The 12,004-nt window shown below is 70.5% G+C and carries 10 protein-coding genes; 4 read left to right on the top strand and 6 right to left on the bottom strand.

Annotated features, from left to right (window positions below; translation table 11 throughout):
- Positions 1 to 148: 148 nt before the first annotated feature.
- Positions 149 to 1,663: an FAD-dependent monooxygenase gene (locus JYJ93_RS03590; RefSeq protein ID WP_206786573.1), complete on the top strand. Its 1,515-nt coding sequence runs from the start codon at positions 149 to 151 to the stop codon at positions 1,661 to 1,663.
- Between the two features lie 9 nt (positions 1,664 to 1,672).
- Here JYJ93_RS03590 and JYJ93_RS03585 read toward each other — a convergent pair whose 3' ends face one another.
- From JYJ93_RS03585 to JYJ93_RS03565, 5 genes are all read right to left on the bottom strand, one after another.
- Complete coding sequence (locus JYJ93_RS03585) at positions 1,673 to 2,632, bottom strand: protein kinase (protein ID WP_206786571.1); 960 nt, start codon at positions 2,630 to 2,632, stop codon at positions 1,673 to 1,675.
- Between the two features lie 118 nt (positions 2,633 to 2,750).
- Positions 2,751 to 3,350 carry a hypothetical protein gene (locus tag JYJ93_RS03580; protein ID WP_206786570.1) on the bottom strand — a complete coding sequence of 200 codons (600 nt, stop codon included), beginning with the start codon at positions 3,348 to 3,350 and terminating at the stop codon, positions 2,751 to 2,753.
- 230 nt (positions 3,351 to 3,580) lie between these two features.
- On the bottom strand, positions 3,581 to 4,567 hold the full coding sequence (locus JYJ93_RS03575) for an SDR family NAD(P)-dependent oxidoreductase (RefSeq protein WP_206786569.1): 987 nt from the start codon (positions 4,565 to 4,567) through the stop codon (positions 3,581 to 3,583).
- Between the two features lie 134 nt (positions 4,568 to 4,701).
- Positions 4,702 to 5,313 carry a DUF2378 family protein gene (locus JYJ93_RS03570; RefSeq protein WP_206786568.1) on the bottom strand — a complete coding sequence of 204 codons (612 nt, stop codon included), beginning with the start codon at positions 5,311 to 5,313 and terminating at the stop codon, positions 4,702 to 4,704.
- A gap of 124 nt (positions 5,314 to 5,437) precedes the next feature.
- Positions 5,438 to 5,830, bottom strand: a complete 393-nt coding sequence (locus JYJ93_RS03565) for a response regulator (protein ID WP_206786567.1) — start codon at positions 5,828 to 5,830, stop codon at positions 5,438 to 5,440.
- A 225-nt stretch (positions 5,831 to 6,055) separates the two neighbouring features.
- On the opposite strand from JYJ93_RS03565, the gene fdh reads away from it, so the two are divergent.
- Genes fdh through nrfD form a run of 3 tightly spaced genes read left to right on the top strand, consistent with a single transcriptional unit; the run spans position 6,056 to position 11,371 of the window.
- The gene (fdh, locus tag JYJ93_RS03560) at positions 6,056 to 9,376 is read left to right on the top strand and encodes a formate dehydrogenase (RefSeq protein WP_206800067.1); all 3,321 of its coding nucleotides are present in this window, start codon (positions 6,056 to 6,058) and stop codon (positions 9,374 to 9,376) included.
- Positions 9,377 to 9,380: 4 nt separating this feature from the next.
- Positions 9,381 to 10,181, top strand: coding sequence for a 4Fe-4S dicluster domain-containing protein (locus tag JYJ93_RS03555; RefSeq protein WP_206786566.1), 801 nt, complete (start codon positions 9,381 to 9,383; stop codon positions 10,179 to 10,181).
- Positions 10,178 to 11,371: an NrfD/PsrC family molybdoenzyme membrane anchor subunit gene (gene nrfD / locus JYJ93_RS03550; RefSeq protein WP_206786565.1), complete on the top strand. Its 1,194-nt coding sequence runs from the start codon at positions 10,178 to 10,180 to the stop codon at positions 11,369 to 11,371. Before JYJ93_RS03555 ends, nrfD begins: the two co-directional genes overlap by 4 nt.
- Here nrfD and JYJ93_RS03545 read toward each other — a convergent pair.
- The gene (locus JYJ93_RS03545; protein WP_206786564.1) at positions 11,358 to 11,963 is read right to left on the bottom strand and encodes a molybdenum cofactor guanylyltransferase; all 606 of its coding nucleotides are present in this window, start codon (positions 11,961 to 11,963) and stop codon (positions 11,358 to 11,360) included. The two genes, nrfD and JYJ93_RS03545, sit on opposite strands and share 14 nt — an antisense overlap.
- Between the last annotated feature and the right edge of the window lie 41 nt (positions 11,964 to 12,004).

The following is a 12,004-nucleotide window of genomic DNA, read 5'->3' as shown; positions in this document are numbered from 1 at the left end:
TTCACGGCCCGTCGCGTTTCACACGGCCAGCACGCACGACGTCCGCCAGTCCACGGGAACACCCGACCCGCGTCCGAGGCGTGCCGCACGGAGCGCTCCGGCCGGCGCATCTGTTCGCAGACCTCCAACCGTGCTGAAAGTGCATCCCATGGTCTACGACGTGATCATCGCGGGGGCCGGCCCGGTCGGCCTGTTCCTCGCCTGCGAGCTGCGGCTCGCGAAATGCTCCGTGCTGGTGCTGGAACAAGCGGAGGATCCGCACTCGCCCTTGAAGCGGCTCCCGTTCGGACGGAGAGGACTCTGGGGCCCCAGCATCGAAGCGTTCTACCGGCGCGGACTGCTGGAGCCGATTGCATCCGCGGTCCCTGGCCCGCCGAGGCCCGCGTCCATGGCCTCCGGAGCACCGTCTCGCGGGCCGGCCGGACACTTCGCGGGCATCGCGCTCGACTCCAGCAACATCGACTCGTCGCGGTGGACGTACCGGCTCCCGGGCCCGGCGGACACCCAGTTGGGGAGCGAAACGGAGCATCTCGAGCGCGTCCTCACCGCGCATGCGCTCTCCCTCGGAGTGGAGCTCCAGCGCGGCCAGGGGGTCGAAGGCTTCGAGGTTTCGACCGACGAAGTCACCGTCCATGCCGGCACCCAGCGCCTTCGCGCGCGTTGGCTCGTGGGGTGCGACGGCGGACGCAGCACCGTGCGCAAGCAAGGGGGCTTCGAGTTCGTGGGGACCGAGCCGGAGTTCACCGGCTATTCGATCCACGCCGAGCTCGCGGACCCGGAGAAGCTCCGCCCGGGCCGTCACTACACGCCGGCTGGGATGTACAACCAGGGGCAGCCCGGGGTCATCGCGCTGGCCGACTTCGACGGCGGCGCCTTCCACCGCACCCAACCGCTCACGCTCGAGCACGTGCAAGCCGTCTTGAGGCGCGTGTCCTGCACGGACGTGACCCTCAAGGCGTTGCACGTCGCCACGACCTGGACCGACCGCGCGTACCAGGCGACGACCTACCGCAAGGGACGGGTGCTGCTGGCGGGCGACGCCGCGCACATCCATTCACCGCTGGGCGGCCAGGGCCTGAACCTCGGGCTGGGAGACGCCATGAACCTCGGGTGGAAGCTCGCCGCGACCCTCCGAGGCGATGCCCCCGAGGGTCTGCTCGACAGCTACACCCCGGAGCGGCACCCGGTTGGAGCGAGCATCCTCGACTGGTCGCGCGCCCAGGTGGCTTTGATGCGCCCCCAACGCGCGTCCCGCGCGCTCGAAGCCATCCTGCGCGACCTCATCGACACGCGCGACGGCGCGACCTACTTCGCTGAGCGCGTCTGGGGGGTGTCCCTGCGCTACGACCTGGGCGGGGAACACCCGTGGGTGGGCCGCAGCTGCCCGGACTTCGAATTGGAGGACGGGACGCGGCTCGGCGCCCTGCTCCGGGATGGAACGGGTGTGCTGTTGGACTTCGACCGCCAGGCGTCGCTCCAGGCGCTGGAGGGCCTCTGGGGCGAAACGGTCCGGTACGTGGCCAGCGACGCCAGGGACCGTCTGGGATTGAGCGCGCTGCTCGTGCGTCCGGATGGGTTCGTCGCCTGGGCGAGCGAGACGACCCCGCATCCCGAGGAGGTCACCCGCGCCGCGGCGAGGTGGTTCGCGAGCCGCGCGCGCTGAGCCCGCGCCTCAGGACGGCAGCGTGCGCCCGCGCACGGGCACGGAGGCCGCCATCACCGACGCCGCGCCCACGTACACGTCCACCGGAGACAGCGGCCCCGAGCCCGGCAGCGCCGCCAACTCGCGCACCACCGCGTCCCGCCCGTGGCACTCCACGCCGCGCTCCATGCAGTCGCGCAGAGCCGCCTGGAGCGCCACCGCGGAGTCCGCCCCGCGCGCATCCAGCAGCACCCCACGCAGCACGTCCCGCAGCGCGGGCGACACCCCGCCCAGCGCCGCGTCCACTCCGGCCGCGTCCTCCGGAACCGCCGTGTTCCCGGACACCAGCTCCAGCAGCACCCGCCCCAGCGCGCGCAGGTCCTCCCGCGCCTCCACCGGCGAGTCCGCCGCGTCCTCGCGCTCGGGCAGCCCCACCCCGTCCGGCCGCGACGGCGACGTGAAGCGGCGCAGCAGCGCACGCGCGGACTTGAGCCCGAAGTCCGTCAGCGTCACCTCGCCCCGAGGTCCCACGCGGATGCGGTGCGCACGCACGTCCCCGTGCACCACGCGCGCGCCATGCGCGGCCTGGAGCGCTCCCGCCACCTCCGCGCCCACGTGACACACGAACGCTTCCGACGGCCGTCCACCCCGCCCCAGCACCCGCCGGCGCGCCGTGGCCAGCGAGCAGCCCGGGACGTAGTCCGACACCACCGTCAGCGTGTCGCGCACGTCCACCTGGAAGCCATGGAGCCTGGCGATGCCCGGATGCCGCAGCGGCACCGCCCGCGCCAGCGCGTCCTCCAACGGACGCCGCGTCTCCGGCGCCAGCCCCGACGCCAGCAGGAACGTCTTCACCACCAGCGGGCGCGCGTCCACCGCGTCCTGCTCCAGCGGCCAAACCAGGGACACCCACTCGCCCAGCGGGCCCCTCCCCAGCGGATGCAGGGGGGCGAACGCGGGCAGCCGGCGAGCGAACGGAAGCACGGACATGGCACCCTCCAACCCAACACATCCAACCCGTGACGTCAACCCAGCACAGCCTACGTCACGGGTCCTGCATTCCCCGACACCCGGGCACGAAGCCCGGGGTGCCGGAGAAGGCCCGAGGCTAGAAGTAGCCGCCGACCGTGGTGGTGATGCCGAGGGTCACGTCGTTGCCGGCGAAGTAGCCCTGCTCCGAACCCAGGCTGCCCACGTCCTGGCTGATGACCGCGCGCACCTGCGGACCCGCGCCGATGAAGAAGTGCGGCGTGAGGTGGAACAGGACGGGGGCGTTGAAGTCCAGGACGAAGTTCACGTCGCTGGCGCCCGGCACGTGGGCGAACTGCACGCCGAAGCCCGCCTTGGGCCAGAGCGACACGCGCTCGCCCAGCGGCAGGTGGTAGCCCACGCGGCCCAGCACGCCCAGGCCCACGACGGTGCTGTCACCGAAGCCGAAGGCCACCAGCGCGGACGCGCCCACCGACAGGTTCTGCTGGAGGAAGTAGTCCGCCGACGGCTCCAGGCGGATGAGGAACACTTCGGAGGCGGTGTTGTAGCCCAGGAAGCCGTTGAGGTCCTGGCTGATGACCATCTGGCCCGCCTGGCCGAACGACGACGACCGGCCCGGGTCCGCGTTCAGGTTCGGCTCCTCGGCCGCCACCGCCTGCGCCGACACCGCGAGGCCCGCCACCAGCGCCATGCCCGTCCACTTGTTGCTTCCACGCATCGATGTTTCTCCCCTCGTTCGCGCCCGGCCGACCCTTCCCGGTGCGCATGCGGGGCCCCTTCTAGCCAAAGAGCGCCGCAACGAAAGGATGTTTTCCAACCCACCCAACACTTCGTTGACACCCCACCATCAGCGCCCCGAACGCATGGCGCTGAGAAAAAGAGAACGCCGTGTGGACTCCCCGTCCACAACGGCGTCCCGCGAACCCGTCCGGGGGGTGGCCGGAGGCTTCAGCGCACCGCGCGGACCAGGCCGCGCGCGCCCAGCACCACGCCGCCGGTGAGCGCGGCCAGGCCCAGCGTCGCGGTGAAGCGCTTCCACGCGGGCGTCGGCGGCACGCTGCCCCGGGGCCCCACGCCCTCCTCCACGGGGAGGAAGAGGTTGCCCTCGGGCCGGTCCAGCGGCTCGTCCGTCATCTGCATCCGCGCGCCGAAGCGGGACAGCACCGCCTTGCCCACGGAGGGCGCCACGCCGTTGAGCCACAGCATCAGCCGCCCCTGGAGGAACGCCGGCACCGACGTGCGGCCCGGCCGCTTCGCCAGCCGCACCACCGCGCGGGCCACCAGGTCCACATCGTAGGTGGGCGGCACCGGCACGGGCTTCTTCCCCAGCATCGTGGGCGCGTGGTCGAACATGGGCGTGGACACGGAGGGCACCATCACGTTGGACACGTGGATGCCCGTGCCGGCCAGCTCCATCTCCAGCGCCTGCGCCCACCCCAGCGTCGCGTGCTTCGCGGAGGCGTACGCGGACAAGAGCGGCGCGGCCCCCGCCGCCAGCATGGACTGCACGTTGAGCAGGTGGCCGTGGCCCTGCTTCCGGAAGTGCGGCAGCACCGCGCGCGCGAAGCGGAAGTAGCCGAAGCACGACACGTCGAACACGCGCGTGATGTGCTCCCAGGGCAGCTGGTCGAAGTAGCCGTAGGACTGCACCGCCGCCGCGTTCACCAGGAGGTCCACGCGGCCGTAGTGCGCCACGCACTCGCGCACCACGCGCTCCACGTCCTCGGCCACCGTGACGTCGCCGTCACACACCAGGCACTCACCGCCGCGCTGGAGCACCTCCATGCGCAGCCGCTCCAGGGCCGACTGGCGCCGGGCGGTGACGCACAACCGCACGCCCGCCTCCGCCAGCCGCAGCGCGGACTGCCAGCCCACGCCACTCGACGCGCCCGTGACGATGGCCACCTGTCCCCTCAAGTCCTCGTGACGCGCCATGCGCTTTCGCCCCTCCTCGCCCTGAGGTGGGCCTTCCGCCCGGCGTTCGCACGGGGCAAGCCCCCGGAATCCTCCGCGTGCCTGCCCGCTCGCCCGTCCACCCCTCGGACCAGGGAGCAGGCTGCCTTCGAAGGCTACGTCCAGGAGACGTCGTAGACGGCGTCCACCAGCGACTGGGCCTGCCCGCGCACCTGCACGTCCTGCACGCCCGTCACCTCCAGCGCGGACTGGAGGATGCCCTCGTTGTAGGGCACCGGCATCAGCGAGCGCTTCATGATGACCCGGCCCGACGTGGGGCCCGTCCACTCCACGGAGCGCTCGCCGAAGTTCAGCGCCGTGCGGTAGCCGGAGTGCATCAACTCCAGGAGCCGCTTCGGGTCGCCACCGGCCTGCTGCACGAAGTCGCGCGCGAACATGGAGTTGAGGAAGTCCAGCATCGCCTGCGTGCCAATCTGCCGCTGGGCCGCGTCATGGCCGCCGACGAGCGGCGAGAGCTGCTCCGCCGCCACGTAGGACAGCCGCAGGAAGCGCGGGAACGGATAGGTCTGCATGGGGATGAAGTCCGCGGTCTCGTCCACCTGCGCCAGACAGCGCTTCACCGCGTCCGGTCCGCCCAGAAAGCGCACCGCGTCCAACACGCCCAGGAAGAACAGGCCCCGGCTCGTCTCCTCCGGCCCCGTCGCGGCCAGACGGGCTTCCAGGTCACGAGCGACGTCCTCGGGGAGATTCAGCGTGCCAGCCGGCATCTGCGCCGTCCTTTGAATGAGGGGGAATGGACCAGGCGGGGACCTGACGGGGCGCGAGGATTCCACAGGTCTCGCGCCATCGCGAGTCCTCGATGCGCACGCGCCGCGCCATGCGACACATGTTTCACGACGTGTGAGGTCCTTCCGGGCCTTCCCCGGATGCCGGCAGGAAGTGGCGCACCACTTCCATCAGCGACGCCACCGCCACGGGCTTGCGCAGATAGGCCGCCGCGCCCGGTGGATGGAAGGGACTGCCAGACAGCACGATGATGGGCACGCCTTCCAGCATGCGCTCCTGGGACAGCCGCGTGAGGAAGGCCTGTCCGTCCAGCACCGGCATCATCAGGTCCATCAGCACCAGTCCCGGACGCGGATGGGACTGCAACCAGCTCCAGGCATCCTCGCCGTGGATGCACTGCGCGACGCGATAGCCTTCCATCTCCAACAGCGTCGCGACCGCATCCCGGAGGTCTTCTTCGTCCTCGATCAACAGGATGAGAGGGGCACTGTCCGTCATGCGGGTTCTCCACTCGCTTTCCGCCACGCATCCGGCCGTCGCGTGGCTGTGGGGACTCCGGCCCCCAGGGGGAAGGAGCAGGACGAGGCCTTGGAGCCATGGAGAAACAACGGTTCGACCCCCCCGGGCTGATTTCTTTGACCGCGCGTTTTCGTGCCTGCCCGCCTGCTGTCGCGTCCGCTACCGGACGTGGACACGGGGCTGGCGGCCCTGGCCCCCGCCGCCATGCGTCCCCATCTTCAGCGTGGGGATGCACGTGCGCGTCCTGGGAGAGGAGCGGCCTTGAAGTTCCGCGACCTGTTGAATGGCTGGCCGGTGCTGCGTCAGTTCGCCCGGGGAGACAGCCGGGCACTGGGCGACACGGCGATGTCGGCGCGGAGCCGCTCGCTCGCGCCGCGCACGAAGTCCGCGGACCAGGTGGTGAAGTCCATCTGTCCGTATTGCGCGGTGGGCTGCGGGCAGGAGGTGCACGTGCGCGACGGGCGCATCCTCGACATCGAGGGTGACCCGCAGTCCCCCATCTCACGCGGCCGGCTGTGTCCCAAGGGGGCCGCCACCTTCCAGTTGGTCACGGGCACGCAACGCGTGCAGCAGGTCCTCTACCGCCGCCCCGGCGGCACGGAGTGGGAACCCATCCCGCTGGAAGAGGCGATGGACAAGGTGGCCGAGCGCGTGAAGCGCACGCGCGACGCGACGTTCGAGGTGAGGGACGCGCAAGGGCAGTGGGTGAACCGGACGCTGGGGCTGGCGCACCTGGGTGGGGCGACGCTGGACAACGAGGAGAACTACCTCCTCAAGAAGCTCTTCAGCGCGCTGGGCGTCGTGCAGGTGGAGAACCAGGCTCGAATATGACACGCGTCCACGGTGCCCGGTCTGGGCATCACGTTCGGCCGCGGTGGAGCCACGACGTTCCAGCAGGACCTGCAGCACTCGGACTGCATCCTCATCCAGGGGTCCAACATGGCCGAGTGCCATCCAGTGGGCTTCCAGTGGGTGATGGAGGCGAAGGCCCGGGGCGCGAAGGTCATCCACGTGGACCCGCGCTACACGCGCACCAGCGCGGTGGCGGACCTCTACGCGCCCATCCGCGTGGGCACGGACATCGCGTTCCTGGGCGGGCTCATCCACTACGTGCTGGAGCACGAGCGGTACTTCCGTGACTACGTGGTGCAGTACACCAACGCGGCCACGCTCATCCGCGAGGGCTTCCAGGACACGGAGGAACTGGAGGGGCTCTTCAGCGGCTACCAGCCCAAGGACAACCGCTACGACATCCGCACCTGGCAGTACCAGGGTGTGTCCGGCGTGGTGCCGGCGGCGGGCCACAAGGAGCTGACGGACGAGCCGGGCGCGGGCGCGGGTGGACACGAGCACCGCGTGGACCTCCGCGACGAGCACCGCGACGAGACGCTCCAGCATCCCCGGTGCGTGTTCCAGCTCTTGAAGCGCCACTTCTCCCGCTACACGCCGAAGGTGGTGTCGCAGGTGTGCGGCGTGGACGAGGCGCTGTTCCTCCAGGTGGCGGAAACGCTGTGTGACAACTCCAACCCGGAGCGCACCAGCGCGTTCTGCTACGCGGTGGGCTGGACGCAGCACTCCGTGGGCGTGCAGTACATCCGCACGGCGGCCATCCTCCAGCTCCTGCTGGGCAACATCGGCCGGCCCGGCGGCGGCATCCTCGCCCTGCGCGGGCACGCGTCCATCCAGGGCTCCACGGACATCCCCACGCTCTACAACCTGCTGCCCGGCTACCTGCCCATGCCGCGCGCGAGCGGCACGGATTCGCTCACGCACTACATCCGCAAGAACAAGTCCGGCAGCGGCTGGTGGACGGAGTTCCCCAAGTACGCGGTGTCGCTGCTCAAGGCGTGGTTCGGGGACAAGGCCACGCAGGACAACGACTACCTGTTCCACCACCTGCCCCGGCTGACGGGCAATCACTCGCACATGCAGACGGTGGCGGACATGGCGGACGGGAAGCTCCAGGGCTACTTCGTCATGGGGGAGAACCCCGCCGTGGGCAGCATGAACGGGGCGCTCCAGCGCAAGGGGCTGCGCAAGCTGGACTGGCTGGTGGTGCGCGACTTCACGCTCATCGAGACCGCGGAGTTCTGGCGCACGGCGCCGGAGATCCAGTCCGGGCAGGTGCGGCCGGAGGACATCCAGACGGAGGTGTTCTTCTTCCCGGCCGCCGCGCACACGGAGAAGGACGGCACCTTCACCAACACGCAGCGGCTCTTGCAATGGCATCACAAGGCGGTGGAGCCGGCGGGCGACACGCGCAGCGAGCTGCACTTCGTCTATCACCTGGGACGCAAGCTGCGGCGGCTCTACGCGGGCTCCACGGATCCGAAGGACGCGCCGCTGCTGGATTTGACATGGGACTACCCCACGCAGGGGCCCCATGAGGAGCCCTCGGCGGAGGCGGTGCTGAAGGAGATCAACGGCTACTCGGTGGCGGACGGGGAGCCGGTGGACGGCTTCACGGCGCTGAAGGACGACGGCTCCACGGCGTGCGGCTGTTGGATCTACTCGGGTTGTTTCAAGGACGGCGTGAACCAGACCGCCCGGCGCAAGCCGGGGCAGCAGCAGACGTGGGTGGCGCCCGAGTGGGGCTGGGCGTGGCCGTCCAACCGGCGCATCCTCTACAACCGCGCGTCGGCGGACGCGAACGGCAAGCCCTGGAGCGAGCGCAAGCGCTACGTGTGGTGGGACGCGGGCGAGAAGAAGTGGACCGGCGAGGACGTGCCGGACTTCATCGCGGACCGGCCCCCGGAGTACCGGCCGCCCGAGGGCGCGACGGGGCTGGCGACCATCGCGGGCAATGATCCGTTCCTCTTGCAGGCGGACGGCAAGGGCTGGCTCTTCGCGCCCAGCGGGATGATGGACGGGCCGCTGCCCACGCACTACGAGCCCATGGAGTCGGTGGTGCCCAACCCGCTCTACGCGCAGCAGTGCAGCCCCACGCGCGAGGAGTGGAGGCGCAAGGACAATCCCTATCACCGGGCCTGGGGCGACCCGCGCTATCCGTACCTCGTCACCACGTACCGGCTGACCGAGCACCACACCGCGGGCGGCATGTCGCGCTGGCTGTCCTGGCTGAGCGAGTTGCAGCCGGAGATGTTCTGCGAAATCTCCCCGGAGCTGGCGCGCGAGAAGGGATTGAAGAACGGGGACTGGTGCACGCTGGCCACGGCGCGCGGGGACCTGGAGTGCCGGGCGCTGGTCACGGAGCGCATCCGCCCGCTGAAGGTGAAGGGGAAGCAGGTGCACCAGATTGGCCTGCCGTACCACTGGGGCGTCACGGGGCGCGTGCGGGGCGAGGGGGCCAACGAGCTGACGGCGTTCGTCGCGGATCAGAACGTGGACATCCAGGAGTCGAAGGCGTTCACGGCGGACCTGCGGGCGGGGCGGATGCGCTCGGGGGAGCGGGCCGCGGCGGGAGCGGCGCCGCCTGCGCCCGTGCTGCCGGAGGTGCCTCGTGACGTGACGCCGCCTGGGGACACGGACCATTCGGAATCACAGGAACCCGAGGGGAAGGGATAGGCGCATGGGGAGCCGCAAGGGGTTCTTCACGGACACGACGCTCTGCATCGGCTGCAAGGCGTGCGAGGTCGCGTGCAAGCAGTGGAACCAGCTTCCGGACGACGGCTTCCACTTCACGGGGATGTCCTACGACCAGACAGCGCACCTGGGCGCGTCGACGTGGCGGCACGTGGCGTTCGTGGAGCGGCCGGTGCCGTTGCAGGGGCAGACGTCGGGCGCGGGGGACTTCTCGTGGCTGATGATGTCGGACGTGTGCAAGCACTGCCAGCGCGCGGGGTGCCTGGAGGCGTGTCCCACGGGCGCCATCGTGCGCACGGAGTTCGACACGGTCTACGTGCAGCCGGACGTGTGCAACGGCTGCGGCTACTGCGTGTCGGCGTGTCCGTTCGGGGTGATTGACCGGCGCGAGGACGACGGGCGCGCGTGGAAGTGCACGCTCTGTTACGACCGCATCGGTGATGACCAGACGCCCGCGTGCGCGAAGGCGTGTCCCACGGCGTCCATCCAGTACGGAGATTTGGATGAGCTGCACGCGCGAGCGGAGTCGCGGGTGCGCGACCTGCATCAGCGGGGCGTGACGGACGCGTACCTGTACGGGAAGGACGCGGAGAATCAGCCGGGCACGGGTGGGCTCAACGCGTTCTTCCTGCTCCTGGACAAGCCGGAGGTCTACAACTTGCCGCCGGATCCGGTGGTGCCGACGAAGAAGGCGCTGCGCTCGTGGGCCTCGGTGGCGATGGGCGCGGTGGGCATGGTGGCGGTGGCGATGGGCGCGGTGGTGTTCGGGCGAGAGGGGCGCGGATGAGCGACGACACGCTGTTGGATCGGCTCCAGCGCAAGGCGGACGGGCGGAACATCGACCCGCGCGCGGGCATCCTGGAGGGCGAGGGTGCTCAGCAGAAGGTGAAGGATCCGGAGCCCGCGCGGCATGGGATGGACGTGTTGCCCACGGTGCCGTCGCGGTCCGGGCCGGACAGCGCGGAGGCTCCGAGCTACTACGGCATGCCGGTGTTGAAGGAGCCGCTGTGGATCTGGACGGTCCCGGCGTACTTCTACGTGGGTGGGGTCGCGGGCGCTTCGAGCGTGCTCGGGGTGGCGCTGGAGTCCCTGGGAGGACGGAGGCTGGAGCGGTTGGTGGGGCGCTGCCACGCGGTGGCCACGGCGGGGGACATCGTGAGCGCGGGGCTGTTGATCCACGACCTGGGCCGGCCGTCGCGCTTCCTGAACATGCTGCGCGTGTTCCGGCCCACGTCGCCCATGAGCATGGGTTCGTGGGTGCTGGCGGGTTCGGGAGCGGTGAACACGGCGGCGTTCGTGCTGCGGCGGATGCCCGGGATGCCAGGCGGAGTGGGGCGCGCGGCGGGGTGGATGGGCGCGGTGCTGGGTTTGCCGCTCGCGGGGTACACGGCGGTGCTGGTAAGCAACACGGCGGTGCCCCTGTGGCAGCAGGTGGGGCGCACGCTGCCGCTGTTCTTCATGGCCTCCGCGACCGCGAGCGCGGGCAGTTTGTTGTCCCTGTTCCCGCACACGGACGCAGAGGAGCGCGTGCTGCGCCGCTTCCGTGTCGCGGGGAAGGTGGCGGAGCTGTTCACGCGCGAGGCGGTGGAGCTGGAGGCGCGGCAGGTGGCGGAGGTGGGCAAGCCGCTGCGCACCGGTGCATCGGGAGCGCTGTGGACGTTGTCGAGGACGTGCTCCCTGGCGGGACTGGTGATGGACGTGCTGCCGGGACGCGCGAGGTGGAAGCAGGTGACGGCGGACGTGCTGACCACGGTGGGCGCGGTGGCCGCGCGTTACGCCGTCATCCAGGCGGGCAAGACGTCCGCGAGGAATCCACAGGCCACGTTCCAGGGACAGAGGCAGGGACTGGGTGCGGCCCAGGTGGACGGGAACACGGAGGCGTCGGACGGAAAGCCCCTGAGCTTCCCGTTGCCCGTGCTGGGCCAGGGCTCGGCGCCACGGGCCGGCATGCCCTACGCACGGTTCATGGCAACGTGACGCCGTAGCGGACCAAATCCTCTGGCGTGTTCACGTTCGCCAGGGCCCGCAGCTCCGGATCCACCGCGCGCAAGGCGTCCACGGGCAAGGTCCGCGTCCGGAACCGCATCAGCAGTCCCCGCAGAGACGGATCCGCCACCAACGCTTCACCCCAGCGTGACACCAGCTCCGTACGATAGGCCGCGAACAGGGGCTCCCACCGTCCGTCTCGCTCGATGCACACCGCGTCCACATCCTCGCCCCGTGCATCCAGCACCACCCGCGCCGCCGCCTCCGTCACGAACGGCATGTCGCATGCCACCGCGAACACCCACCGCGTGCGCGCCGCGCCCAGGGCCGCGTGCACCCCTCCCGGTGCTCCCTTGCCCTTCACCGCGTCCTCCACCGTGCGAAGCCCGAAGCGTTCGTACGGTTGCGGAACATTCGCCACCAACACCGTGTCCTCGAAATGCGACCCGAACGCCCGCAGCCGTTCCAAGGTTGTGAGCCCCCCCACGCTCAACAGCCCCTTGGCCACGCCTCCCAACCGGGTCCCCTGCCCCCCTGCCAGGATGGCCAGCGTCACGTCGGGAAAGGTCGCGGATCCGTCCATGTCCGCCGACCCTACACACCTCTCATCTCCCCAGAAAACGC

It is taken from the genome of Corallococcus sp. NCSPR001 (assembly GCF_017309135.1).
Taxonomy (GTDB): domain Bacteria; phylum Myxococcota; class Myxococcia; order Myxococcales; family Myxococcaceae; genus Corallococcus.
This window is presented reverse-complemented; position numbering and strand designations above follow the sequence as displayed.

Bases quoted from the DNA above. Each gene is read 5' to 3' on its own strand.
- JYJ93_RS03555 (WP_206786566.1), top strand. From the start codon at position 9,381: ATGGGGAGCCGCAAGGGGTTCTTCACGGACACGACGCTCTGCATCGGC.
- JYJ93_RS03585 (WP_206786571.1), bottom strand. From the start codon at position 2,632: ATGTCCGTGCTTCCGTTCGCTCGCCGGCTGCCCGCGTTCGCCCCCCTG.
- JYJ93_RS03545 (WP_206786564.1), bottom strand. From the start codon at position 11,963: ATGGACGGATCCGCGACCTTTCCCGACGTGACGCTGGCCATCCTGGCA.
- nrfD (WP_206786565.1), top strand. From the start codon at position 10,178: ATGAGCGACGACACGCTGTTGGATCGGCTCCAGCGCAAGGCGGACGGG.
- JYJ93_RS03570 (WP_206786568.1), bottom strand. From the start codon at position 5,313: ATGCCGGCTGGCACGCTGAATCTCCCCGAGGACGTCGCTCGTGACCTG.
- JYJ93_RS03580 (WP_206786570.1), bottom strand. From the start codon at position 3,350: ATGCGTGGAAGCAACAAGTGGACGGGCATGGCGCTGGTGGCGGGCCTC.
- JYJ93_RS03575 (WP_206786569.1), bottom strand. From the start codon at position 4,567: ATGGCGCGTCACGAGGACTTGAGGGGACAGGTGGCCATCGTCACGGGC.
- JYJ93_RS03590 (WP_206786573.1), top strand. From the start codon at position 149: ATGGTCTACGACGTGATCATCGCGGGGGCCGGCCCGGTCGGCCTGTTC.
- JYJ93_RS03565 (WP_206786567.1), bottom strand. From the start codon at position 5,830: ATGACGGACAGTGCCCCTCTCATCCTGTTGATCGAGGACGAAGAAGAC.